General features: G+C 64.5%; 26 protein-coding genes and 1 tRNA gene. 11 read left to right on the top strand and 16 right to left on the bottom strand.

From position 1 onward, the window contains the following. Positions 1 to 375 precede the first annotated feature (375 nt). Positions 376 to 1011 (top strand): hypothetical protein, encoded by a 636-nt coding sequence (locus QX051_RS28800; protein ID WP_315778443.1) that lies wholly within the window; start codon positions 376 to 378, stop codon positions 1009 to 1011. Between the two features lie 697 nt (positions 1012 to 1708). Here the strand turns inward: QX051_RS28800 and QX051_RS28795 are convergent. The 3 genes from QX051_RS28795 to QX051_RS28785 form a co-directional block, all read right to left on the bottom strand. Then, positions 1709 to 3001, bottom strand: coding sequence for a TRAP transporter large permease (locus tag QX051_RS28795; RefSeq protein WP_315778442.1), 1293 nt, complete (start codon positions 2999 to 3001; stop codon positions 1709 to 1711). After that, positions 2992 to 3537, bottom strand: coding sequence for a TRAP transporter small permease (locus QX051_RS28790; RefSeq protein ID WP_315741255.1), 546 nt, complete (start codon positions 3535 to 3537; stop codon positions 2992 to 2994). The genes QX051_RS28795 and QX051_RS28790 overlap by 10 nt, the downstream gene beginning before the upstream one ends. Positions 3538 to 3612: 75 nt before the next feature. Next, positions 3613 to 4584 carry a TRAP transporter substrate-binding protein gene (locus QX051_RS28785; protein WP_315778441.1) on the bottom strand — a complete coding sequence of 324 codons (972 nt, stop codon included), beginning with the start codon at positions 4582 to 4584 and terminating at the stop codon, positions 3613 to 3615. A gap of 464 nt (positions 4585 to 5048) precedes the next feature. On the opposite strand from QX051_RS28785, the gene QX051_RS28780 reads away from it, so the two are divergent. From QX051_RS28780 to ptsN, 7 genes are all read left to right on the top strand, one after another. Beyond that, positions 5049 to 5663 carry a ribonuclease D gene (locus tag QX051_RS28780; RefSeq protein ID WP_315758171.1) on the top strand — a complete coding sequence of 205 codons (615 nt, stop codon included), beginning with the start codon at positions 5049 to 5051 and terminating at the stop codon, positions 5661 to 5663. A gap of 160 nt (positions 5664 to 5823) precedes the next feature. Beyond that, positions 5824 to 6525 carry an LPS export ABC transporter periplasmic protein LptC gene (gene lptC, locus QX051_RS28775; protein ID WP_315716868.1) on the top strand — a complete coding sequence of 234 codons (702 nt, stop codon included), beginning with the start codon at positions 5824 to 5826 and terminating at the stop codon, positions 6523 to 6525. A 4-nt stretch (positions 6526 to 6529) separates the two neighbouring features. Then, positions 6530 to 7216, top strand: coding sequence for an LptA/OstA family protein (locus QX051_RS28770; RefSeq protein WP_315778440.1), 687 nt, complete (start codon positions 6530 to 6532; stop codon positions 7214 to 7216). A gap of 346 nt (positions 7217 to 7562) precedes the next feature. Beyond that, on the top strand, positions 7563 to 8573 hold the full coding sequence (gene lptB / locus QX051_RS28765; RefSeq protein WP_315778439.1) for an LPS export ABC transporter ATP-binding protein: 1011 nt from the start codon (positions 7563 to 7565) through the stop codon (positions 8571 to 8573). Between the two features lie 212 nt (positions 8574 to 8785). Further along, complete coding sequence (gene rpoN, locus QX051_RS28760) at positions 8786 to 10423, top strand: RNA polymerase factor sigma-54 (RefSeq protein ID WP_315741250.1); 1638 nt, start codon at positions 8786 to 8788, stop codon at positions 10421 to 10423. A 72-nt stretch (positions 10424 to 10495) separates the two neighbouring features. Further along, entirely contained in the window at positions 10496 to 11098 is a 603-nt protein-coding gene (hpf, locus tag QX051_RS28755) for a ribosome hibernation-promoting factor, HPF/YfiA family (RefSeq protein ID WP_315741249.1), read from the top strand. 328 nt (positions 11099 to 11426) lie between these two features. Further along, positions 11427 to 11888: a PTS IIA-like nitrogen regulatory protein PtsN gene (gene ptsN, locus QX051_RS28750; RefSeq protein ID WP_315716874.1), complete on the top strand. Its 462-nt coding sequence runs from the start codon at positions 11427 to 11429 to the stop codon at positions 11886 to 11888. On the opposite strand, the gene QX051_RS28745 is transcribed toward ptsN, so the two are convergent. From QX051_RS28745 to QX051_RS28700, 10 genes are all read right to left on the bottom strand, one after another. After that, the gene (locus tag QX051_RS28745) at positions 11849 to 12847 is read right to left on the bottom strand and encodes a hypothetical protein (protein ID WP_315778438.1); all 999 of its coding nucleotides are present in this window, start codon (positions 12845 to 12847) and stop codon (positions 11849 to 11851) included. The two genes, ptsN and QX051_RS28745, sit on opposite strands and share 40 nt — an antisense overlap. Before the next feature lie 186 nt (positions 12848 to 13033). Then, complete coding sequence (locus QX051_RS28740; protein WP_315778437.1) at positions 13034 to 13540, bottom strand: GNAT family N-acetyltransferase; 507 nt, start codon at positions 13538 to 13540, stop codon at positions 13034 to 13036. A 169-nt stretch (positions 13541 to 13709) separates the two neighbouring features. After that, positions 13710 to 13973 (bottom strand): DUF1150 family protein, encoded by a 264-nt coding sequence (locus tag QX051_RS28735; protein WP_009026315.1) that lies wholly within the window; start codon positions 13971 to 13973, stop codon positions 13710 to 13712. A 58-nt stretch (positions 13974 to 14031) separates the two neighbouring features. Continuing rightward, positions 14032 to 14457 (bottom strand): Hsp20 family protein, encoded by a 426-nt coding sequence (locus QX051_RS28730; protein WP_006613108.1) that lies wholly within the window; start codon positions 14455 to 14457, stop codon positions 14032 to 14034. 134 nt (positions 14458 to 14591) lie between these two features. Then, a complete protein-coding gene (locus QX051_RS28725; protein ID WP_315758164.1) occupies positions 14592 to 15671 on the bottom strand; it encodes a sn-glycerol-3-phosphate import ATP-binding protein UgpC in 1080 nt (359 codons plus the stop codon). A 110-nt stretch (positions 15672 to 15781) separates the two neighbouring features. Further along, positions 15782 to 16630 (bottom strand): sn-glycerol-3-phosphate ABC transporter permease UgpE, encoded by an 849-nt coding sequence (gene ugpE, locus QX051_RS28720; protein WP_315741245.1) that lies wholly within the window; start codon positions 16628 to 16630, stop codon positions 15782 to 15784. Next, entirely contained in the window at positions 16630 to 17511 is an 882-nt protein-coding gene (gene ugpA / locus QX051_RS28715; protein ID WP_315741244.1) for a sn-glycerol-3-phosphate ABC transporter permease UgpA, read from the bottom strand. The genes ugpE and ugpA overlap by 1 nt, the downstream gene beginning before the upstream one ends. Positions 17512 to 17560: 49 nt before the next feature. Then, complete coding sequence (ugpB, locus tag QX051_RS28710; RefSeq protein WP_315758162.1) at positions 17561 to 18880, bottom strand: sn-glycerol-3-phosphate ABC transporter substrate-binding protein UgpB; 1320 nt, start codon at positions 18878 to 18880, stop codon at positions 17561 to 17563. 210 nt (positions 18881 to 19090) lie between these two features. Next, positions 19091 to 20293: a CaiB/BaiF CoA-transferase family protein gene (locus QX051_RS28705; protein ID WP_315778436.1), complete on the bottom strand. Its 1203-nt coding sequence runs from the start codon at positions 20291 to 20293 to the stop codon at positions 19091 to 19093. 151 nt (positions 20294 to 20444) lie between these two features. Next, on the bottom strand, positions 20445 to 20870 hold the full coding sequence (locus tag QX051_RS28700) for an organic hydroperoxide resistance protein (protein WP_315778435.1): 426 nt from the start codon (positions 20868 to 20870) through the stop codon (positions 20445 to 20447). A 171-nt stretch (positions 20871 to 21041) separates the two neighbouring features. Between QX051_RS28700 and QX051_RS28695 the strand changes: the two genes are divergently transcribed. Then, the gene (locus tag QX051_RS28695; protein WP_315778434.1) at positions 21042 to 21503 is read left to right on the top strand and encodes a MarR family transcriptional regulator; all 462 of its coding nucleotides are present in this window, start codon (positions 21042 to 21044) and stop codon (positions 21501 to 21503) included. Positions 21504 to 21508: 5 nt separating this feature from the next. Here the strand turns inward: QX051_RS28695 and QX051_RS28690 are convergent, their stop codons facing one another. From QX051_RS28690 to QX051_RS28680, 3 genes are all read right to left on the bottom strand, one after another. Beyond that, positions 21509 to 21745: a GIY-YIG nuclease family protein gene (locus QX051_RS28690; protein WP_315778433.1), complete on the bottom strand. Its 237-nt coding sequence runs from the start codon at positions 21743 to 21745 to the stop codon at positions 21509 to 21511. Positions 21746 to 22120: 375 nt separating this feature from the next. Further along, positions 22121 to 22196 (bottom strand) — tRNA-Ala (locus QX051_RS28685). Between the two features lie 81 nt (positions 22197 to 22277). Beyond that, positions 22278 to 22682, bottom strand: coding sequence for a TIGR02300 family protein (locus QX051_RS28680; RefSeq protein WP_315741238.1), 405 nt, complete (start codon positions 22680 to 22682; stop codon positions 22278 to 22280). Positions 22683 to 22833: 151 nt separating this feature from the next. Between QX051_RS28680 and aroA the strand changes: the two genes are divergently transcribed. Then, positions 22834 to 24171 carry a 3-phosphoshikimate 1-carboxyvinyltransferase gene (gene aroA / locus QX051_RS28675; protein WP_315778432.1) on the top strand — a complete coding sequence of 446 codons (1338 nt, stop codon included), beginning with the start codon at positions 22834 to 22836 and terminating at the stop codon, positions 24169 to 24171. Continuing rightward, positions 24168 to 24806, top strand: a complete 639-nt coding sequence (cmk, locus tag QX051_RS28670) for a (d)CMP kinase (protein WP_315778431.1) — start codon at positions 24168 to 24170, stop codon at positions 24804 to 24806. The genes aroA and cmk overlap by 4 nt, the downstream gene beginning before the upstream one ends. The last annotated feature ends 148 nt before the right edge of the window (positions 24807 to 24954 follow it).

The raw sequence follows: 24954 nt of genomic DNA, 5'->3' as shown, positions 1-24954 counted from the left end.
ATGCAGTCATGGCTCGAAATTGCACCGCGCCGAGCCCTCTCACCCCCCTAATTCGGATTCTTGCCCAGCCTCGACGGCGCAACGTTTCAGCATGCGACATAATAACTCGACGGGCTGCCTCAAACAGGTAGTCCTCGAAACCATTATCGCAGCCGTCAAACGTCGGTCCCTCGGGGGGCTGCCGTGACAGAAATCTGGGTTGATTGCACAACAATCCTGGCGGGATGAAGCCGTAGCCGAAGTGTTTATCAATCGCCGCACCTGGCGGGGATCATGCTGCGCAGATATCATTGAAATGTTGTTGGAGTTCTGAAGTAGATCACATCTGGTGCAGGTGACGGTCCAGGCTTTGCTGCCGCACAGGGAGCGATAACAATGGCATCAGCGTACGGATACGGTAATCTAAAGAGATTCAGCGACGAGTGGGACGAATTACATAAGAATCCAAAGAGCGATGAAATTGAATGGATCAGCGCAAGTCGCGCCTTGCAGATGTTAAAGAGCCTCCAACTTTCGATCGCAACGCGGCGGATCTGTGAGCGAGCTAACCATGGACTTATCCGTGCTTGTGCTGAACGCCTTCAAATAAATGAGAAGCAGTTCGAGGATAGGGACATTCCCCGTGCGTTTTGGTGGGCTCACGGAGAGATCGCGCTAAAACAACAATGGGATTCCGGCGACTTTTCCACTTGGCTGGATAGCAAGATTCAGATCTTTGCGTACGGCGTGAAGTTTGATCGTGCCGCGATCGAGAAGATTTTGCCGGTGGAAGCCGTGAAGCCTGAAGTTGTTCCGCTCGTAGCTGGCGGTCGTCCACCGGCTGAGTGGTGGGATGACCTATGGGTCGAGATATGCCGACAGCTATACGAGGGCGACCTGAAACCAGAGAAGCAAGCTGACATCGAACAGGCCATGCTTACGTGGCTCACGGCCAAGGGCCACAATGCCAATGAAAGTACCGTGCGGCCGCGTGCCCGCAAGTTGTGGGCAGCCATAAAAGGCAAAAACTAGGTTTCTGGCCCTTTCTACTCTTACCTGCCCGACGTTAGGCCCGAACTTCCGCATGATGATCAGCACATTACTGGTGCGTTGCAGCGCCGACCGTAGCGGTTGACGCTCGCCTGCATCGGTTAGCGCTACTGGCCCCAATACGGGAGAGATCGGAAATGAGCTCGCGCGACAGGTTCGACAGCTTCAATAAGGTTGTTGTGGCCGTTGCCACCCTGATCACTGCTATCACTGGCGCCGCCAGCGTCGGCCACACCATAGGCTGGTGGTGATGCTCTAGATATCGCGAATTTGATCCAGCAAAGGCACGAATATCTATGATGATGAGTCGGTGTTTGCCGGGTCGACCTTCCAGAGCAGCCATAGGCTAAAGGTGACGAAATGTCTGGAGCAAGAAGCCGGCGCCCTTGATCGACTTAATCCCGTAGTGAATTTCTTACGCGACCCTTCCACTCATAACCGGTGTCGTCCCCGCGAACGCGGGGACCCATACCGCGTGATGTCTGAAATGGGCAGTCGGCACGTTCCGCGTGCCCCACTCCGTTCGGTGGTTATGGGTCCCGGATCTGCGCCCGCCGACGCGTTGCGTCGGCAGGCTTGTCCGGGACGACAGCGGAGCATGTGGCTGTCACGCCAACGATCGCAGGCGGCGGTTCGCCGGCCGAGGCTCGCGGCCGAGGCCGGCGACCGCCCAGTCCAGCTATCCCTTGTAGCCCATCAACAGGCGCGGCAGCCACAGTGAGAAGGCGGGGACGTAGGTCACGAACATCAGGGCGGCGATCAGCGCGGCGTAGAACGGCAGGATGGTGCGCATGACGGCGCCGACCGAGATGCCGCCGATGGCGCAGCCGACGAACTGGGTGGTTCCGACCGGCGGGGTGTTGAGGCCGAGCGCGCAGTTGATCAGCATCAGCATGCCGAACTGCACCGGATCCATGCCGGCCTTCATCGCGATCGGCAGGAAGATCGGGGTGCAGATCAGGATCGTCGCCGCCATGTCCATGAACGTGCCGAGCAGGAACAGGATGATGTTGATCAGCAGGAAGATCATCCAGGGCTGCGTCGAGACCTTGCTCATCAGATCGCCGGCGAAATCGGCGACCTCGTACAGTCCCATCAGGTACTGGAACATGGTGGAGACGCCGATCAGCAGCAGCACCACGCCGGTGGTCTTGACGGCCTTGGCGGCAGCCCGCAGGAAGTTCTGCAGGGTCATGGTGCGGTAGATGAAGAACGTCAGCAGGATCGTGTAGGTGACGGCGACGGCCGCGGACTCGGTGGCGGTGAACACGCCGGACAGGATGCCCGCCAGGATGATGCCGACGATCAGAAGCCCGGGCAGCGCCGCCGCGAACGAGCGGGCCACCTCCGCCCAGCCTGGAAACTTGCCCGCGGGATAGCCGCGCTTCACGGCGACCGCGTAGGCGGCCACCAGCATGCAGATCATCAGCACCAGCGCCGGCAGGAGGCCCGCGGCGATCAGCGCGCCGATCGACACCTTGCCGCCGGCGGCGAGCGCATAGATGATCATGTTGTGGCTGGTCGGCATCAGGGCGCCGACCAGCGAGGCGTGGGTGGTGACGTTGACGGCGTAGTCGGTGTCGAACCCTTCCTTCTTCATCATCGGGATCATCACCGCGCCCATCGCCGACACGTCGGCCACGGGCGAGCCGGAGACGCCGCCGAACAGCGTGCAGGCGACGACGTTCGACATGCCGAGCCCGCCGCGGATGTGACCGACGAGATTCTTGGCGAGCTGCACGATCTTGTCGGCGACGCCGCCATGCAGCATCAGCTCGCCGCTGAAGACGAAGAACGGGATGGCGAGGAACGAGAAGATGTTCATCCCCGACATCATCTGCTGGAAGATGACGGCAACCGGCAGGCCTTCATAGAGGATGGTGCAGATCGCCGAAAGGCCGATCGCAAACGCAACGGGAACGCCGAGGACCAGGAAGCCGAAGAAGGTGACGCCGAGAATGATCAGTTCCATGACGGGACGACCTCTTCACCGCGCAAGAGAGCCATGATGTGCTCGATGGAAAACATGACGATCAGGATTCCCGAAGCGATCAGCGGCACGTAGCGGACGACTTCGGGCAGGCCGAGATTGGCGATCTTCACGGTGCCCACGGAGGCGCCGAGGATCCAGCCGTTGTAGGCCATCGCGACGCCGAACATCGCGACCAGCACGTGGATGACGAGCTCGATCTTTTCCCGCATATGATCCGGCAGCATCACGAGGAGGCTGTCCATGCCGATATGGCCGGCGTCGCGAACGCCGACGGCGGCGCCGATCAGCGTGACATAGAGGATCAGGACCAGCGCCAGATTCTCGGTCCAGGTCGGGCTGGAGTTGAGAACGTAGCGTCCGAACACCTGGTAGAACACGATGGTGACGATGACGAGCAGGCCGGCGACGGACAGATACATGCCGACGCGCGCGATGACGGCGTTGATCCGCGAGAGCAGGCCGGTCGACGGACGTCCCTCCTGCTGCTCGTGGTCTCCAACATGAGGATCTGTCATTCCCGGCCCTCCCTGGCCTGAGTCCGGTGCCGCCGCACGGCGACGCCGGACCCGGTCCCTATTTTTATGTGGTTCTTACTTGGTGTCCTGGATGCGCTTGACGAGGCTGGAGAGCTTCTCGTCGCCGGCGAACTTCTGGTACACCGGCTTCATCGCGTCGACGAATTCCTGCTTGTTGGCGATCGTCACGACCTGCACGCCAGCGGCTTCGACGGCCTTGCGGGAGGTCTGCTCGCGCTCGTCCCAGAGCTTGCGCATGACCGGCACGGAGTCCTTGGCCGCCTTGCGGATCATCGTCTGATCTTCCTTGCTCAAGGTGTCCCAGACCTTCTTGGACATCACGAGGACTTCGGGCGCCAGCGAGTGCTCGGTGACGTTGTAGAACTTGGCGGCCTCGAAGTGACGCGAGGATTCGTAGGACGGCCAGTTGTTCTCGGCGGCGTCGACGAGGCCGGTCTTGAGCGCGGTGTAGACCTCGCCATAGGGCATCGGCGTCGGGTTGGCGCCGAGGCTCTGGATCATGCCGACCCAGAGGTCGGACTGCTGGACGCGAATCTTCAGGCCCTTGAGATCGGCGAGCGACTTCACCGGCGCCTTGACCGTGTAGATCGAGCGCGCGCCGCTGTCGTAATAGGCCAGGCCGACCAGGCCGGCGGGCTCCATGGCGGCCAGGATCTCATCGCCGATCGGCCCGTCCAGGACATTGCGCATATGCTGCGTGTCGCGGAAGACGAAGGGCAGGCACAGCGCGACGGTCTCCGGCACGAAATTGTTGAGCGGCGACGAGTTGATCCGCATCATGTCGAGCGCGCCGATCTTGAGCTGCTCGATCGTGTCCTTCTCGGAGCCGAGGGCGCCGTTCGGAAACACCTTCACGCCAAGCTTGCCGCCGCTCGCGGCTGCGAGCTGCTTGCCCATGAACTTGACGGCTTCGACGGTCGGATAATCGGCGGGGTGCACATCGGCGGAGCGGAAATCGCGCGCGGTCGCCAAAGGCGACGAGACCGCCAGCACAGCGGCCGCAATGATACCTGTAAGTGCCTTCATCTTGGCTTCCTCCTCAATTGATTATGTCGTTGTTGTTGGGCAGATGCTGCAGGCCGCCTTGGGTCGCTGCACTCCAGATGCGAAGTCATGCGACAATATCACGCGTACGGCCAGTGGCATTTTCTGTCCAAGCCAAAGGCGGCATCGATCAATGCAAGAGTTGCATCGATCGATTGGGTGCGATCTGGCGCGATGCAACCAGCGGATCGACCGCCTCAATGACGAAGGCGCCGCCTCGAACGGCCGCGGAGACATTGCCGGCGCCACTTCAGATGCGATCACCTGGCCCCCGTCCGGCACTTGCGCCCGGGCGGCGGGGCTGGCATTCCCACGACTGATCTCCGGACCGGCCCGGCGCGTTTGCCGGTTGGTTACCAGCGCCGGGCTACAGCCGGTTCCCGAGCGCTTCCCGCGGCGTTGCTCCGGCCGTCGCATCCGATTTCGATTCGACGAGGTTTTGAGCCATGACCGTACGCCTGCACCGCGGCGACCTGCCTGATCTTTCCCGCTATACCTCGTCGGTCGCGATCGACACCGAGACGATGGGGCTCAATCCGCACCGCGACCGGCTGTGCGTGGTGCAGCTGTCGCCCGGCGACGGCTCGGCCGACGTGGTGCAGATTCCCAAGGGGCACACCGATGCGCCGAATCTGAAGGCGCTGCTCGGCAACCCGGACATCACCAAAATCTTCCACTTCGCGCGCTTCGACGTCGCGGCGCTGTTTCACGCGTTCGGGGTGATGCCGCAGCCGGTCTATTGCACCAAGATCGCCTCGCGGCTGGCGCGCACCTATACCGACCGCCATGGTCTCAAGGACCTCGTGCGCGAGCTGCTCAACGTCGATCTCTCCAAGCAGCAGCAGTCGAGCGACTGGGGCGCCGAGCAGCTCAGCGAGCCGCAGCTCGCGTACGCCGCCTCCGACGTGCTGCATCTGCATGCGCTGCGCGAAAAGCTCGACGTGATGCTGGCGCGCGAAGGGCGGCTGGCGCTGGCGCAGGCCTGCTTCGCGTTCCTGCCGCACCGGGCGACGCTCGATCTGGGCGGATTCGAGGCTGAGGACATCTTCGCGCATTCCTGAAGCCGGCGAATCGCGGGCGCGTTCACGATCATTAATGTCTCGTAATGATCGCAAGCCGCCCCGCGTCGCGATTTCGCGCCAGTTCCAGGCTGCAATGGTGGGGCCCCCCATGGTAGGATGGGTGCTGTTTCGCGCGCATCCCGTGTCCGTCGGAGCCCTGGTGAACTCGGTCCACAACCCCGCCTATGATCCCACCCTGCAGGCGCGCTTCGCGGTCGCGGCGCGCCACAGCCGCTTCGTGCGCGTGCTGCGGGTCGCGGTGCCGGCGGCGGTGGGACTGGCGATGGCGGTCGTGATCGGCATCGCGCTGTTCAATCCGTTCCACATGGAGATCAACACCCCGAATCTCACCGGCAACCTCGTCATCTCCGGCCGCAAGATCACGATGGAGACGCCGCATCTCACCGGCTTCACGCCGGACCAGCGGCCGTATGATCTCGTCGCCCGGAGCGCGGTGCAGGACCTGACTGATCCCGATCACGTCGAGCTCAACATCCTCCGCGCCAAGGTGCTGATGGAGGATCAGTCGACGGTGACGTTGAAGGCGAATACCGGCGTGTTCGACACCAAGCAGCAGCAGCTCGAGCTGACGAAGGACATCCTGCTGACGACGTCGACCGGCTACGAGGCGCGGCTGAGCCGGGCCTCGGTCGACATGGCCAAGGGCACCGTGAGCTCGGACGAGCGCGTCGACGTCAAGCTCACCAACGGTACGCTTTCCGCCGACCGCCTGCGCATCACCGACAATGGCGAGGTCATCCGCTTCGAGGGTAATGTGATGATGAACCTCGACAATATGAATGCCGCTCCGGCCACGACGGCGAGCGCCGATCCCGGCCGTCCGGCCCGCAACGTGAAGTGACCTCATGACCACGTGCCGTTTCATTCCCGTAGCGATTCGCGGCGCCGGCCTCGCCGCGCTGGCGTTGCTCGCGCTTGCCGACTCATCGCAGGCGCAGAGCGCGACCACCGGTGTTCCGAACGCGCTGCAGGGATTTTCGCAGAACCGCGACCAGCCGATCCAGATCGAGGCCGCTGCGCTCGAGATGCGCGACAAGAAGAAGGAGGCGACCTTCACCGGCAACGTCAAGGTCGTGCAGGGCGATACCACCATGACCTCGAAGTCGCTGGTGGTGTTCTACGACGGCGGCGCCCAGCAGGGCGGCGCCAAGGCGACCAAGGCGACGCCGGCTGCGACGCCCGGGCCGGATGGCAGCTCGGCGATTCGCCGTCTCGAGGCGCGCGGCGACGTCAAGGTGACGCAGAAGGACCAGGTCGTGACCGGCGAGACCGCGGTCTACGACACCAAGACCAACATGATCTCGATGCAGGGCGGCGTGGTGCTGACCCAGTGCAAGAACGTGATGCGCGGCGACCGGCTGACGGTCGACATGACGACCGGCGTGTCGCGGGTCGAATCGGACAGCGGGCGCGGGGTGCAGGTGCTGCTGCCGCAGGCGGGCGCGGGCGCGAGCGGCGGCTGCGGCCCGTCGACGGCCTCGGCTCCGGGCGGCGCCGGGCCGCTGCAGCTCGGTCCAGGCAAATCGAAGTGACTTCAATTATTTAGCAAAACGCCGGCGGGCCAGTTGAACCGCGCCGCTGCTGCCTCTATCTAGCGGGCGGGCGGTTCTGTCGCAGGACCGGCGCAGCGGGATGCCGTGGACCCCGTTGCATCGCTGCGAAAGAGTGATGCCGGACACGATTGCGATCGGTCGCTTGCGTGGCGACCGCGACTTCGCCGTCAGACGACGAACTCCGGAGCGCGGCCTCCCGCGCTTTGGCCGGCCTCGCGCTCCCTGTGATCCGCGAGAGAGGTGACATGCGTTCGCTCGCGGTGAGCGGGCGAGCCAGCGCTGCGGTCGGTGACGGGCAGCCTCGAAGGGCGTAAGCGAAGCGGGGATGGTGGATCTACTCGGCATGTTTCGTGGGCGTCCCGCCAAGCGCGGCCAGCGAGGCTCCTCGCGCCGGCGCGACGACATCACGGCCATGGACGATCCGTTCGGCGGTTCCTACAGCGATGATCCGCTCGCCGCGCTCGCCGACTCCGTGCGCGACGAAACGGTGCCACGCATCAATCCGCGCTCGCCGCAGAACACCGAGCAGATCCAGCGCAAGCGGCCGGCCTCGCAGCCGATGCCAGCCAAGCCGCGCAACAATGGCAGCGGCGGCCCGCAGCTGCTGCGCCGGCCAGGCTTCCTCGCCGTGCACTCGATCGAGAAGAGCTTTGGCAGCCGCCAGGTCGTGCGCGGCGTGTCGATCTACGTCCGCCGCGGCGAGGCCGTCGGCCTGCTCGGGCCGAACGGCGCCGGCAAGACCACCGTGTTCTACATGATCACCGGACTGATCAAGGCCGATCGCGGCGCCATCGAGCTCGACGGCCATGACGTCACGCGGCTGCCGATGTATCAGCGCGCCCGGCTCGGCATCGGCTATCTGCCGCAGGAAGCCTCGATCTTCCGCGGCCTCACCGTCGAGCAGAACATCCGCGCCGTGCTCGAGGTCGTCGAGCCCTCGCGCAAGAAGCGCGAGCGCGAGCTCGACGCGCTGCTGGAAGAATTCACCATCACGCGGCTGCGCAAGTCGCCGTCGATCGCGCTGTCCGGCGGCGAGCGCCGCCGCGTCGAGATCGCGCGCGCGCTGGCGACGCGCCCGAACTACATGCTGCTCGACGAGCCGTTCGCCGGCATCGATCCGATCGCGGTCGGCGACATTCAGCAGCTGGTGCGCCATCTCACCAATCGCGGCATCGGTGTTCTGATCACCGACCACAACGTCCGCGAGACGCTCGGCCTCACCGACCGCGCCTACATCGTCTATGCCGGGCAGATTCTTACCGAAGGCAGCCCGGAGGAGATCGTCGCCGATCCCGACGTGCGCCGGCTGTATCTCGGTGAGGAATTCCGGCTGTAGGATTACGGACGCGGTGTTTGTCGGCTTTTGTCGTCTGCGCGACATCAGGCGGAAACGCTACGATCAACGCTGTTTCCAGCAGGTTCGCGTGGACCGGTAACCTCGTCTTCTCCGCGCGCCATACTCCGTTTTTCTTATTCGTCAAGCCGTGTACATCGCGCGCGGATTAGGATAAGCAAGAATTGGACCAGTAAGGGAATGTTCTTGCTCCCATGGCGTTGACGCAGAGATTAGAATTCCGCCAGTCGCAGTCGCTGGTGATGACGCCGCAGCTGATGCAGGCGATCAAGCTGCTGCAACTGTCCAATCTCGACCTCTCCACGTTCGTCGAAGAGGAGCTGGAGCGCAATCCGCTGCTGGAGCGCGCGAGCGACGGTCCGGAAGCGCCGGTCGCCGGCGAGCAGCAGATGTCCGAGCGCGCCGAGTTCTCGGAAGGCAGCGAAGCCAACGGCGACGATTTCGGCGAGGGTGCGAGCGGCGGCGGCGAGAGCTTCGAGGGCGCCCAGGAAGACTGGATGAGCCGCGATCTCGGCACCCGTACGGAGATCGAACAGACGCTCGACACCGGGCTCGACAACGTGTTCTCCGAGGAGCCGGCTGAGGCCGCCGCGCGCACCGCACAGGACGCAGCGCCGACCACTTACACCGAATGGGGTGGCGGCGCCTCCGGTGACGAGGACTACAATCTCGAAGCCTTTGTCGCGGCCGAGACCACGCTGTCGGATCATCTCGCCGAGCAGGCGGCGGTGGCCTTCACCGCGCCGGCGGACCGCATGATCGGCCAGTACCTGATCGATCTGGTCGACGAGGCCGGCTATCTGCCGGCCGATCTCGGCCAGGCCGCCGACCGCCTCGGCGCCGAGCAGGCCGACGTCGATGCCGTGCTCGGCGTGCTGCAGACCTTCGATCCGCCCGGCATCTGCGCGCGCAACTTGAGCGAATGTCTCGCGATCCAGCTGCGCGAGCTCGACCGCTACGATCCGGCGATGCAGGCGCTGGTCGAGCATCTCGATCTCCTCGCCAAGCGCGACTTCGTTGCCCTTCGCAAGCTGTGCGCCGTCGACGACGAGGACCTCGTCGACATGATCGGCGAGATCCGCAGGCTCGATCCGAAGCCGGGGCTGAAGTTCGGCACCACGCGCACGCAGACCATGGTGCCCGACGTCTACGTCCGTCCCGGTCCCGACGGCGGCTGGCTGGTCGAGCTCAACAGCGACACGCTGCCGCGCGTCCTCGTGAATCAGGTCTATTACTCCGAGCTGTCGAAGACGATCCGCAAGGACGGCGACAAGTCCTACTTCACCGACTGCCTGCAGAACGCGACGTGGCTGGTGCGCGCGCTCGATCAGCGCGCCCGCACGATCCTGAAAGTGGCGACCGAGATCGTGCGCCAGCAGGACGGCTTCTTCACCCATGGTGTCGCGCATCTGCGTCCGCTCAACTTGAAGGCCGTTGCGGATGCGATCCAGATGCACGAATCGACCGTGTCGCGCGTTACCGCCAACAAATACATGGCGACCAATCGCGGCACGTTCGAGCTGAAATATTTCTTCACCGCCTCGATCGCATCGGCCGATGGCGGCGAGGCGCATTCGGCAGAGGCCGTACGTCACCACATCAAGCAACTGATCGATGCGGAAGATCCCTCCGCAATTCTCTCCGATGATACGATCGTCGAGAAGCTGCGCGCCGCGGGCATCGACATCGCCCGCCGCACGGTCGCGAAATACCGGGAGGCGATGCGGATCCCGTCCTCGGTGCAGCGCCGCCGCGATAAGCAGAGCATGCTGGCGCATGCCCTCTCGGCCCCCGCCAGCGCCGACCGCACCCGGGATACCGCGTCAGTTTGACCGCTGCGCAAGATTGCGCCTTCACCAAATAGGCTTAGTGTCATACTTGGTTCACATGAATCGAGGCGGCACATGACCCTGCGGATTTCCGGAAAGAGCATCAGCGTCAGCGAAGCGCTGCGTGGGCGCGTTAGCGAGCGCACCGACGAGGTCTTGCGAAAATACTTCGACGGCAACTATTCCGGCCATGTCACGCTCTCCAAGGACGGTTTCGGGTTCAAGACCGATTGCGCGCTGCACCTCGATTCGGGCATCACGCTCGAGGCCGAATCGAACGCGCCGGACGCCTATGCCAGCGCCGACCAGGCGCTCCTGATGATCGAGAAGCGCCTACGCCGCTACAAGAGCCGGCTGAAGGACCGCTCGGGGCGCAAATCCCATGCCGCCAATGCAGCGCTCGCCAATCTCGACGGCGCGGTGCTGGATGCGCCGAGCTACGTGATCGAGGCGCCGGCCGAGGGCGACGAGGAGATCACCGGCTACAGCCCGGTGATCATCGCCGAGAACACCACGGCGTTGAAGCGCCTGTCGGTGTCCGAAGCCGTGATGGAGCTCGATCTTTCGGGGGCACCCTGCATGGTGTTTCAGCACGGCTCCAGCGGCCGGGTGAACATCATCTACCGCCGCGCCGACGGCAATATCGGCTGGGTCGATCCGCCGGCGGTGAAGCCGTAGTCCCGCGGATGCGTTCCAGGGATCTTCCGGCGGCGCGAAAACCGGTTCCCGATCAGGCGGTTGGCCGACCGGTTGCGACGTCACGCCACGGCAATGAATAGATGCGATCAAGCGGTTGGGGCGCTGGCGCCTTCAGGCCGCCACGCTCCGGCGATCTTTAAGGATAGGCTGCGGGAACACGCTTGCGGGTGTTGGCACGGCCGTTGCGTTGGGGTAGAAGCCCCACCCATCGGACACGGGTTAAGCCCGCCTGCCGCCTCAGCTTCTTGACGCTGGTCTGTCCCGACCTATTTCGCACCCTGACGGTTCAATCACCTCGGAACGCCCTATGCCGATTACCGATCTGGTCGCACCCGAGGCGATCGTGCCGGCTTTGAAGGTCATCAGTAAGAAGCAGGCGCTGCAGGAGCTGGCAGCGCGCGCGGCTGCGCTGACCGGGCAGAACGAGCGCAACGTGTTCGAAGTCCTGCTGCAGCGGGAGAAGCTCGGAACCACGGCCGTCGGCTACGGCGTCGCGATTCCCCACGGCAAGCTGCCGAAGCTGGAGAAGCTGTTCGGCCTGTTCGCCCGGCTGGAGCGGCCGATCGATTTCGAAGCCATGGACGGCCAGCCGGTCGATCTCGTGTTCCTGCTGCTGGCGCCGGAAGGCGCCGGTGCTGACCATCTGAAGGCCCTGGCGCGGATCGCCCGCCTGCTCCGCGACCAGGATGTCGCCAAGAAGCTCCGTGCCTCGCGCGACGCCCAGGCGATCTATTCGGTGCTGGCGCTGCCGCCCGCTTCCGCGGCCTGACGTCGTATCGCGCCGCCCTGCAACGACCGAGAAAGCCTGCTGACGAGCCTCCGCGCGGCCCCGAACCCGTTCGTCCGCGCGGGCGTGTGCAACGGCGTCGGCTCGTAGCCGAACTCGACGATGAGCTCCTGGAATGCCTCGCTGCGGAGCAGGTCGAAATGATGCGGCATCATTCGCTCCTTGTAGATGCCGACCTTCCGGCCGCGTCCCGACGACGTCAGGCCGCGGCCGAGCACATCGAGCTCCGCGGCCGTCTTGCGCGGAAGTCCCAGGTAGTCGCAGATGCGGTTAAGGACAGGAAACGACGACCGCGCCACATCGTCGATCGCGAGCTCTGAATAGAGCTCTTCGAACTTCACGGTCAGGCAGGCTGGCGAGTCCAGCCAGCTCATGAACTTCTTGATGCCCGATCGGGGCAAAGAGAGGAGGGTCGATGTGATTCGGGAGGCGTCATCGGGGTGAGCGGCCGATCCGGCCGACCGCAGATAGGCGTTCCACTTCCGCATCTTCGGATAGGCCGCCGAGTGGTAGACGAAGTCGACCCAGCTCACGACGATGTCGCGGGGGTCGCGGACGATGAACAGCATCTTGTGTTCTGGTCTGCCCAGGAGGTATTGCTCAAGATACGGACAATACTCGGTGTGCGAGGCGCAGGAGTAGCCGGCGCGCAGGGCCGACGCCCAGAGCGGGGCCGGAAGCGCGCGTCCGTAGTCGAGCGAACCGTCGGGATTCAGCTTGCTGATCGATGACGTGTAGGTGTGATAGCCGACATCGACATGACCGCCCAGCGCTCTCACGAGTTCGACCAGCAGGTACGTCCCCGCTTTCGGCACGCTGTTGCAGATGACGTAGTAAGGGCTCGGCCCCGGCGGAGGACTGTCAAGAAAGACGTGCCGGTTGGGTAGGGTCCCGAGTGCAAGTTCTCGAAAGACGCCTGCATCAAGCCGTGATCCATGCATTTGCCATCCCTACACATGCTCGTCACACAGCGGACTAGCGCGTGCCGCAACAGGGACAACTTAAGGATTGGACACCTTCGCCTTAAACCGGGTCGGATTGTATCTGGTTGTCAAATCGACCGTTCCGGACATCGACGGAAACAAATTTCTCAAAAGCACTTCGGCAGCCGCTTCGTCCTTCCCCGGCTATCGCAATGATCTCGCCATGTAGCGCACCGTCTTGGCGCCGCCATGGATGCTGGCCGCCGCCAGCGGCGCGAAGCCGAGCGCAGCATGGAACGCGTCCGACTGCGGATTGGGCGGATCCAGATTGACCTCGCAGACGATGCGGTCGTGGCCCGCCGCGGTCGCTTCCCGAATCAGCTCCTCATAGAGCTGCCGCGCCAGGCCCCGGCCGCGGGCGGCCGGCGCCACCACGATGCGGTCGACATAGACGAACCGATCGTAGCGCGCGCGAAACCAGCGGTGATTGGGATTATCGTAGACGGCGGAGTGGTCGAGCGCGATCATCAGCGCATCGGCCTCGCCAATCCGCCAGGCCCGCCATGCCTGATCGAGCAGCTGCATGAGCGTTTCGGGCGTGAGCCACGACAGCTCGGAGGCATGCGCGTTGTTGAGCGCGAGCAGTGCGTCCGCGAGCGCAGGATCTGCACGCAACCCGGCCGCGCTCATGGGTGTTGTCAGCAAGGTCATGTGCGGCGATCGTTCCGGGCAGCCCAGCAGAAAAAAGGGCCGTCCCCGTTTCCGGGGACCGCCCTCGTGTCAGTCCGTGAGCTGCATGCTCCTCATGAGCATCGCGTCTCAATGAGCATTGAGTCTCACGAGAAGCGGTCGCTGCAAGCGCTGCGGCTCGGCCTTTGCGTCAGTGGACGCTCACGGCCTGAAGTTCGTGGCTCCACGCATTCGCAATCGCTGCTTCGCGGCTGTCGGTAAGCATGATCGGCGTGCCGTCGGCGGCATGCAAGGCGAACAGCTTCAGTCCCGGCGCGATGTGCGGCGCCTGCGGAAACAGTCCCGGTACGTCTTCAGAGCGGATCTGCTTCACATAAGCGATGTGGCCCTCGCCCAGGGTTGCCAGTGACTCCAGGGAGACGGGGGATTCCGACGCGACATTACCTTCAGTCATGGTCTCGACTCCTTCTGAGACTCAAGCGGTCGAGTCCGCTACTCGTTCCATCAAACCATTATTCGTGTTCATTGATAGCGATTGTCTTAACGATCCGCTCAGGCTCCGGCCTGGCCAGATCGACCGACAACAACCCGTTCTTCAGGTCCGCACCGAGCACATGCATTCCCTCCGCCAGCACGAAGGTGCGCTGGAAGTGGCGCGCGGCGATGCCGCGATGAATGTATTGCCTGGTCTTGTCGTCCTGCTGCCGGCCGCGGATGACGAGCTGGTTTTCCTCAATGGTGACATCGAGTTGGTCGCGGGTAAAACCCGCCACCGCCAGCGTGATCCGCAGACGCTCGGGCTGGCCATTGGTGCGCTCGAACCGCTCGATATTGTAGGGCGGATAACCGTCGGCACCTTTGACGACGCGGTCGAGCACGCGCTCGATCTCGTCGAAGCCCAGCAGGAACGGACTGGAGAGCGAAGGAACACGAGACATGGTTTACAAAGTCCTCTCGAAGCGACTTTGATGTATCAGGGCCCTGACGGCACCCCTTGAGCAGCAATATGGGCACGATCCGGGGCGCGTTCAAGCACCCCGAATGCGCCGGAACGGCCAGCCTGTGGAAGGGTTTAAACGGACAGCCGCTGCCGGCCGTCGGCCGAGAACAGATGCAGCTTGGCCCGCGGCGCCACGGCGCGGATCCGCGCGCCGATCTCCGGTGCGGCGGTGCCCGGCAGCCGCACGATGATGTCGTTGGCGGTCGCGGTGAGCCGGTCATCGCTGCCCATATCCTGGCGCGCGCCATAGACATAGGTCTCGGCGCCGACATGCTCGATCGCCTCGACGCGGAGGTCGAGCCCGACCCCGCCCGCCGGAACGGTGTCGCCGAGCTGGAAATCCTCAGGCCGGATGCCGAGCTGGCCCGCCTCTGCGGGAACCGCGTCGGCGCCGTGCAACTGGGCGCGCACGCCATCGGTCGGCATCAGGTTCATCGGCGGTGCGCCGATGAAGGACGCGACGAAGGTGGTCGCGGGCTTCTGATAGATGTCGAGCGGATTGCCGATCTGCTCGACCTTGCCGCCGTTCATCACCACCAGGATGTCGGCGAGCGTCATGGCCTCGAGCTGGTCGTGGGTGACGTAGATCGCGGTGGTGTTGAGCCGGCGCTGCAATTTGCGGATCTCGACCCGCATCGCGATGCGCAGCTTGGCGTCGAGGTTGGACAGCGGCTCGTCGAACAGGAACACCTTGGGTTGGCGCACGATGGCGCGGCCCATCGCCACGCGCTGACGCTGGCCCCCGGACAGCTGCCGCGGCTTCCGCTCGAGCATGGAGCCGAGCTCGAGAATGCGCGCGGCGTCCTCGACGCGCGTCCTGATCTCCTTCTCCGCCATGCCGCGATTGCGCAGGCCGTAGGCCATGTTGTTATAGACGGTCATGTGCGGATAGAGCGCATAGTTCTGGAACACCATCGCGATGTCGCGATCGGCAGGCTCGATGGCATTGACGATGCGGCCGCCGATGTCGATCTCGCCCGACGTGATCGTCTCGAGCCCCGCGACCATCCGCAGCAAGGTGGATTTGCCGCAGCCCGACGGCCCGACCAGCACGCAGAACTGACCATCGCCGACATCGACATCGACGCCTTTGATGGCTTCGAAGCCGCCGGGATAGACCTTGCGGACGTTGCGGAGTGTGACGTTGGCCATGGGTTACCTAGCGAATAGCGAATGGGGAGTGGCGAACAGGGAAGGGGACGAAGCGAGCCGTTGCGCGAACATCCCTGTTCGCCACTCGCCATTCGCTATTCGCCCCCTCGTCACTTTTCCGTCTCCACCAGCCCCTTGACGAACAGGCGCTGCATGACGACGACGACGAACACCGGCGGCAGCATCGCGAGCACGGCGGTCGCCATGACGACCGGCCACTCCGTCAGCGCGTCGGTCGTCGTGATCATCTTGCGGATGCCGATCTGGATGGTCTGCATGTCGTCGCGCGTGGTGATCAGCAGCGGCCAGAGATATTGATTCCAGCCGAGGATGAACAGGATCACGAACAGCGCCGCCATGTTGGTGCGCGACAGCGGCAGCAGGGTGTCCCAGAAGAAGCGGAGCGGCCCGGCGCCGTCGATGCGGGATGCCTCCAGGAGCTCATCCGGCACGGTCATGAAGAACTGGCGGAACAGCAGCGTGGCGGTGGCCGAGGCGATCAGGGGCAGCGCCAGCCCCGCATAGCTGTCGAGCATGTGCAGGTCGGCGACGATCTTGTAGGTCGGATAGATGCGAACCTCGACCGGCAGCATGAGGGTGATAAAGATCAGCCAGAAGATCGCCATGCGGAACGGGAAGCGGAAGTAGACGACCGCATAGGCCGAGATGATCGAGATCGCGATCTTGCCGACGGCGATCAGCAGCGCCATGACCAGCGAGTTCAGCAGCATGGTCGCCACCGGCTCGCGGGTCGAGCCGCTCGTGCCGACGAAGATGGTCTGATAGTAGGTCGACAGGAAGTGCCCGCCCGGCAGCAGCGACATCTGCCCGTTGGCGATGACCGCATTGTCCTGCGTCGAGGCGACGAACGCGAGATACACCGGGAACGCCACGATCGCGATTCCGATCCACAGGATGGCGTGCGCGACGTAGCGTCGAATGCCTTCTTGCTCGACCATCAGTAGGTCACCTTGCGCTCGACGAAGCGGAACTGGATCGCCGTCAGCACGATGACGATGACCATCAGAACGACGGATTGTGCGGCCGACGAGCCGAGATTGCCGCCGAGCAGGCCGTCCGTGTAGACCTTGTAGACCAGCGTCTCGGTGGACTTGCCCGGGCCGCCACGGGTCATCGTGTCGATGATGCCGAACGTCTCGAAGAAGGCGTAGACGATGTTGATGACCAGCAGGAAAAAGATGGTCGGCGACAGCAGCGGGAAGGTCACGGTCCAGAACCGCCGCATCGGCCGCGCGCCGTCGATCGCGGCGGCCTCGAGCACGCTGCGGGGGATGCTCTGCAGCCCGGCGAGGAAGAACAGGAAGTTGTAGGAGATCTGCTTCCAGGCGGCAGCGAGGATGATCTGCAGCGCCGCCTGGTCGCCGTCGAGCAGCGGATTCCAGTCGATGCCCATCGCGCGCAGATAGCGCGAGATCACGCCGAGCGACGGATGCAGCATGAAGATCCAGAGCACGCCCACCACCGGCGGCGCGACCGCGTAGGGCCAGATCAGCAGCGTCCGGTACAGCGTGACGCCGCGCAGCGGCTTGTCCGCCATGACCGCGAGCAGCAGCGCGACCGAGAGCGACGAGAGCGCGATGGCGAAGGAGAAGCCGAATGTGCGGAGAATGGCTTGAAAATAGTCCGGCTGACTGAGCAGGTCGGCGTAGTTCTCGAACCAGACGAAGCTCGTGGACAGGCCGAACGCGTCCTGCAGCAGGAACGACTGGATAACGGCCTGGATCGCGGGCCAATAGAAGAAAATCAGCACGATCGCGAGCTGGGGAGCGACCAGCACGAACGGCAGCAGTTTTGATTGGAAGATGGCGTTCTTCTGCATGGTCGGTCGGCGAGCCGGCAGGCCGCGGGTGGCCTGCCGGCTCTTGGCCTCACTTCACGGCCGTCTTTTCGAACTGGCGCAGCATTTGGTTGCCGCGCTCGACCGCGGCGTCCAGCGCCTGCTTGGCGGTCTTCTTGCCGGCCAGAGCCTGCTCGATCTCCTCCGACCAGACGTCACGCAGTTGCACCATGTTGCCAAGACGCAGGCCGCGGGAATTCTCCGTCGGCTCCTTGTTGGTCAATTCGAGCAGCGGCGTCTCCAGGTAGGGCTGATCCTTGTAGAAGCCCTCGGCCTTGGCCTTCGCGTAGGCAGCCTTGGTGATCGGCAGATAGCCCGAGGCCTTGTGGATATAGACCTGACGATCGGTGTCCGAGAGGAAGGTCAGGAACTTCGCCACGCCCTTGTATTCGTCCGCGCTCTTGCCGCCCATCACCCAGAGCGAGGCGCCGCCGATGATCGAGTTCTGCGGTGCGCCCTTGGCGTCGGGATAATAGGGCATCGGCGCAGCGGTGAAGGCGAACTTGGCCTGCGCCTTGACGTTGCCGAAGAACGCCGACGAGGTCAGGTAGATCGGGCATTCGCCCGAGGTGAAGCGGCCCTCGCCGGTGTTGGTGCGGCCGGCATAGTCGTAGGTCTTGTCCTTCTGCAGCTCGACCAGGTTTTCGAGATGCTTCACCTGCAGCGGACCGTTGAACTCCAGCACGGTATCGAAGCCGTCGAGACCGTTCGCCTTGCTGGCGAGCGGCACGTTGTGCCAGGCGGAGAGCTGCTCGAGATTGACCCAGGTGACCCACGAGCCGGAGAAGCCGCAGGTCGGATGGCCGGCCGCCTTCAGCTTCTTGGCGGTCTCGAACAGCTCGGGCCAGGTCTTCGGGATCTCGGCGTTGACCTTCTTCAGCTCGTCGAGATTGACCCACATGACCGTGGAGGACGAGTTGAAGGGGAACGACAGCATCTCGCCCTTCGAGGTCGAATAGTAGCCGGTGATGGCCGGCAGGTAGCTCTTGGGATCGAACTTCTCGCTGGCGTCCTGCATCAGCTTGTAGACCGGCTTCACGGCGCCGGTGGCGGCCATCATCGTGGCGGTGCCGACCTCGAACACCTGCATGATATGCGGCGCATTGCCGGCGCGGAAGGCGGCAATGCCGGCATTCATCGTATCGGCGTAGTTGCCCTTGTAGGTCGGAACGACCTTATAGTCGGTCTGCGAGGTGTTGAAATCGTTGGCGAGCTTGACGATGACGTCGTTGTTGGCGCCGGTCATCGCGTGCCACCACTGAATCTCCGTCACCGCATGCGCGGGTGCGGCGGCGCCAAGGACCAGCGTGGCTGCCGCAGCGGCGGCGGTCCAGAATTGTCGAAGTGACATTAAAAAATACCTCCCATGGAACGTCATCGGCGTCGCGGCCGTAGCAGCGCGAGATGACAGTTTTGTGAATGTATAACCGGTTGGATCGTCAGCGGAAAGCGCGTTCGTCGCGGCTTCGCGGCGGAATGCCGCGACTTGCGCGAGACGGCGCGGCGCCGGGGCGATGCCCCAGGCGACGCTAGCGTGGGGAGACGACAGGCTGATGGCGCTTCAGCGCTTGCGCTCGGCGCACACCGTGCCCTGGGACAGCAGGGCCTGGATCTCGTGCTCCGAGTAGCCGAACTCGCTGAGCACCTCCTGCGCATGCTGGCTGAATTTCGGCGGGGTGGAGCGCAGGGTCGGCTTGCTGCGTTCGAGCCGGATCGGCGACGCGACGCCCTTATACCAGTCCTTTTCGATGACATCGCCGCGGTAGATCGTGTGCGGATTGGTCAGCGCCTGGTCGATCTTCTGCACGGGTCCCGCCGGCAGGCCGGCCGCGAGCAGCCGGTCGCACAGCGGCTCCGCCTCGAATTGGCTGAAGACGGCGGCGAGCTCGCCGCGCAGCGCCTCGCGATTGGCGACGCGATCCTTGTTGCGGGCGAAGCGCGGATCGGTGCCGAGCTCCGGCCGGCCGATTTCCTTGGCGAGCTTGCGGAAGGTGCCGTCATTGCCGACGCCGATGAAGATATCGTCCGTCTTGGTCGGGAAGATTGCGTAGGGAACGAGGTTCGGATGCTCGTTGCCGGTCAGCGACGGCGGCTTGCCGTGCATGAAGTAGTTTGCGGTATGCGGATGCATGATCGCGAGGCCGGTCTCATACAGCGTGACCTCGAGGAACTGGCCGAGCCCAGAGCGCTGCCGTTCCGACAGCGCCATCAGGATGCCGATCGCGGCATAGAGTCCGGTGGTGATGTCGACCAGCGGCACGCCGATCCGCATCGGTCCGCTCTGCGACGAGCCGGTCGCGGCGATCATGCCGGTCATCGCCTGGATGATCGCGTCATAGCCGGGATTGCCGCCGCGCGGACCGTCTGCGCCGAAGCCGCAGATGCGGCAGTGCACCAGCTTCGGGAATGTCTCGCGCAGCGTGTCGCTGCCGATGCCCCACTTCTCCAAGGTGCCGGGCTTGAAGTTCTCGATCAGCACGTCGGCGGTCTCGAGCATCCGCATCAGCACGACGCGGCCACCCTCGGAAGCGAGATCGAGGCCGATCGAACGCTTGTTGCGGTTGATCCCGACGAAATAGGCAGCGTCCTCGTCGTGGAAGGGAGGGCCCCAGTCGCGGACCTCGTCGCCGGCCGGCGGTTCGACCTTGATCACGTCGGCGCCGTGATCGGCCAGGATCTGTGTGCAGTAGGGCCCGCCGAGCACGCGCGTCAGATCGATCACGCGCAGTCCGGCCATGGCGCCGGGAGCAAATTGGGGTGTCATCGGATGTCGCGAGGTTGGTTTCAGCTCGCGGCCATTAAGCATTGCTGCGGCGCTGGTGCAAACGCGGCTCGCCGAATGGCGCCGTCGCGAAAACGCGAGGCCTGCCCTGCGGCGGACGCGGGAAAACGCTGCCGCAGGGCGGAATTCAGCCTCAGACGACGGTCAGCTTGACATCGACATTTCCGCGCGTGGCGTTGGAATAGGGGCACACCTCGTGCGCCTCGGCGACCAGAGCCTCGGCGTCGGCCTTGGCGAGGCCGGGCAGCGACACCGCGAGCTCGACGGTGATGCCGAAGCCGCCTTCTGAACGCGGGCCGATGCCGACGGTCGAGGTCACCGACGTGTCGGCGGGAACCTTCGGGCCGCCCTGCGAGCCGACAAACTTCATCGCGCCGATGAAGCAGGCCGCATAGCCGGCCGCGAACAACTGCTCCGGATTGTTGCCGGCGCCACCGCCGCCGCCGAGCTCCTTCGGGGTGGAGAGCTTGACCTTGAGCGAGCCGTCGAGGGTCGCGGCTTCGCCGTCGCGGCCGCCGGTCGCCTTGGCGCTGGTCTTGTAGAGCACGTTCACGGACATGGGGTGTCTCCCGGGTTGGATGGACGAATTCAGTGGCACCATGTTGCACACAATTGAATTGTGAACAATATAATTGTTCGGTAGAAAATTCGTGATCGGGGCGCCGGGCCCGTTGTCGACCCGAGGCGTGCGGGCTCAAGATGCCGATAGGATCGACCTGTGGTGACCTCGATGCGAAAGAAGTCCGCGGCAGACCTGCCGCTCCAGCTCGGCAACCAGCTCTGCTTCGCCGTCTATTCGACCGCCCATGCCTTCAACCGGGTCTACAAGCCTTTGCTCGACCGTCTCGGCCTCACCTATCCGCAATATCTGGTGATGCTGGTGCTGTGGGAGCGCGACGGCCTGTCGGTGAAGGAGATCGGCGAGCGGCTATTCCTGGATTCCGGCACGCTGACGCCGCTGCTGAAGCGGATGGAGGCGCTGCATTTCATCAGGCGGACACGATCGGCCGAGGACGAGCGTCAGGTGATCGTCACCCTCACCGCCCAGGGCGCGGGCCTGCGCGACAAGGCAAGGTCGATCGTGCCGCCCGCGATCCTGGATGCGACGGGCTGCTCGATCGCTGAGCTGGCCGACCTGCACGGCAAGCTGGTGCGCCTGCGGGAGCATCTCAATGCGGCGGTGGAGGGGTGAGGGCCCTAAAGGCGCTTCTTAGCGAAAGCGCGGCCTGAACCGGACTTGAGATATTTCTCAAAAGCAACTGCCTGCTTTACGTCGTTGAAGGCGACGTAGGTCTTGAGCCTCCATGGCCGAAATTTTGACGTATGCGGAACTTCACCGGCATTGTGCTTCGTGACTCGGGCCGGAACGTCGTCGGTGATTCCAGCGTAGAAGTGCTCACCATCCAAACTTTCGAGAATATAGACGAACTTCATGCCCGCGCGCGTCCATAGTGCGGTTCAGGCCGGCATTTTGGTGAGCTTACACGTGGAGTCTAGCTACTTCTTGGAATTGCCCGCTAACGAGACGCGGTGGATCAATCAGGTCCGCCTTCGCCTTCCCGCCTCCGCCCAAGAGGGCTGCGGCGTCCAGGCTACGGCGCGACAGCCTTCACTCGCTTCGCGCAATTGGCAGATTGGGGTGGCTTGGCGAGCCGAAGCTCGCGAACGTTGAAGGTCCGCCTTCGCCTTCCCGCCTCCGCCCAAGAGGGCTGCGGCGTCCAGGCTACGGCGCGACAGCCTTCACTCGCTTCGCGCAATTGGCAGATTGGGGTGGCTTGCCGAGCCGAAGCTCGCGAAGCGAGCGAAGGCTGGTGGAGCCAGGCGGGATCGAACCGCCGACCTCTTGCATGCCATGCAAGCGCTCTCCCAGCTGAGCTATGGCCCCTGAACCGAGCCGGCGGTCTGGGTGACCGCCGGGGAGCACCGTGAACCACAGTTCGCGGCTGATCTCAAGTGTCTTCGACGATTATTCTTCGTCGCCGCCGACATCGCCGATGATGTCGGTCACGTCCTCGTCGCCTTCTTCCTCGTCGGCGATGAAGGTGGAATCATCATCCTCGTCGTCGTCGAGGGTCTCGTCGATCTCGATGTCGTCCTCGGTCTCAGGCACGACGGCCTTGACCTTGCCGGTGTTCTCCTCGGCATCGGCCTCCTCGAGCGACACCAACTCCTCGGCCTCGGCGGGCTCGACCACGTCGGCCGCCGCCGCGGCACGCGCAGCCTCGCCGCGCATCGCGCGGGTCGGAGCCACCGGCGCGATCGGCACGACCTCGCCGGTGTAGGGCGAGATCACCGGGTTCTTGTTGAGGTCATAGAACTTTTTGCCCGTCGTCGGGCAAATGCGTTTGGTTCCGAGCTCGGATTTGGCCACGTGCAGGCGTCCTGGCAATGTCTGAAAAGCGGTGTCTCACTTGGCTAGTTGCCGCGCCGCTGTCAATAGCGCTGTCAACGGGAAAATCACCGCTCGTGACGGAGGGCGGGGGCTGTGATACCTGCCGCGTCCGAAACACGAGGATCCTGCCGTGAGCACGTCAATCGCCCCGACTCCCCTGGAATCACGCGCCTCCGGGCCCCTCTCGGGCACGATTCGCGTGCCCGGCGACAAGTCGATCTCGCACCGGGCGCTGATCCTGGGAGCATTGTCGGTCGGCGAGACCCGAATTTCCGGCCTGCTCGAGGGCGAAGACGTCCTCAACACCGCCCAATCGATGCGGGGCCTGGGTGCGAAGGTCGAACGCACCGGCGACTTCGCGTGGACCGTCCGTGGCGTGGGGGTCGGCGGCTTCGCCCAGCCGAGCGCGCCGCTCGATTTCGGCAACTCCGGCACCGGCTGCCGGCTGGTGATGGGCGCCGTCGCCGGCTGCCCGATCTCGGCCGTTTTCGACGGCGATGCCTCGCTGCGCAGCCGCCCGATGCGGCGCATCCTCGACCCGCTGGTGCTGATGGGCGCCAAGGTGACCGCCATGGCCGAGGGCGGCAGGCTGCCGTTGACCCTGCAGGGGGCCAGCAACCCGGTCCCGATCGAATACCACACTCCCGTCGCCTCGGCCCAGATCAAGTCGGCCGTGCTGCTGGCCGGCCTCGCCGCGCCCGGCGTCACCACGGTGATCGAGCAGGAGGCGAGCCGCGACCATACCGAGCTGATGCTGAAGCATTTCGGTGCCGAGATCGTGACCACGCCGGAAGGCAGCCACGGCCGCCGCATCGCGCTGACCGGCCAGCCGGAGCTAACAGGCGCGCCGGTAATCGTGCCGGCTGATCCGTCGTCGGCTGCGTTCCCGCTGGTCGCCGCGCTGATCGTCGACGGCTCGGATCTCGTGCTGTCGGACGTGATGACCAACCCGCTGCGCACCGGCCTGTTCACGACCTTGCGCGAGATGGGCGCCTCGATCGAGGAGGACGACGTCCGCGGCGATGCCGGCGAGCCGATGGCCCGCCTGCGGGTGCGCGCTTCGAAGCTGCGCGGCGTCGTGGTGCCGCCGGAGCGTGCGCCGTCGATGATCGACGAATATCTCGTGCTGGCGGTCGCCGCCGCCTATGCCGAGGGCACGACCGTGATGCGCGGCCTGCATGAGCTGCGCGTCAAGGAATCCGACCGGCTTGAGGCCACCGCGGCCATGCTGCGTGTCAACGGCGTCAAGGTCGAGATCACCGGCGACGATCTGATCGTCGAGGGCAGGGGCCATGTGCCGGGCGGCGGGCTGGTTGCGACCCACATGGACCACCGCATCGCGATGTCCGCGCTGGTCATGGGGCTGGCCTCCGACAAGCCGGTCACCGTCGACGACACCGCCTTCATCGCCACCAGCTTCCCTGATTTCATCCCGCTGATGTGCAAGGCGGGCGCGGATTTCGCATGATCATCGCCATCGACGGCCCGGCTGCCTCGGGCAAGGGCACCATGGCCAAGCGTCTTGCGGCGCATTACGGCCTCAGGCACCTGGATACGGGCGTGATCTACCGGGCCGTCGCGCATGCGCTACTGACCGCCGGCATCGATCTCAAGGACGAGACGCGGGCGGCGGACGTCGCCATGGCCCTGGATCCCTCGACCTTCGACAACCCGGCGCTCAGGTCGCACCAGGTCGGGTCCGCGGCCTCCGTGGTCTCGGCGTTGCCGAAAGTGCGCGAGGCGCTGGTGGCTTTCCAGCGTCAGTTCGCGAGCCAGCCGCCCGGCGCCGTGCTCGACGGCCGCGACATCGGAACCGTGATCTGCCCGGATGCCGAGGTGAAGATCTACGTCGTCGCCGATCCCCGCATCCGGGCGCATCGTCGCACCCTCGAGGCGCTTTCGCGTGGGGAACCGGCTGACGAGGCGGCCGTTCTGGCCGACATCCTGGCGCGTGACGAGCGCGACCAGAACCGCGCCGTCGCCCCCTTGAAACAAGCCCCGGATGCTGTCTTGCTTGACAACTCCCATTTGGATATAGAAGGCGGCGTCCGGGCCGCCATCGATATCGTCGAGGCCGTTCGAGCGGGCCGTCAGCGGGTTTGATTTCCGCCGGCGTCATTGGAGGAATGCCCGCTCCCGCCCTTGACCGTCGATAGCTCGATTGCGGTTCAATCGAGTCCGATCATCCGGACGCACTTCATACGTATCGCATGTGCAGGCACTGCCGGCCCGCGTCGTTTGCGCTTATCGC

This window comes from Bradyrhizobium sp. SZCCHNR1053 (assembly GCF_032381235.1).
GTDB lineage: Bacteria > Pseudomonadota > Alphaproteobacteria > Rhizobiales > Xanthobacteraceae > Bradyrhizobium.
The sequence above is the reverse complement of the archived record's forward strand: the minus strand, read 5'-3'. Positions and strand labels throughout refer to the sequence as shown.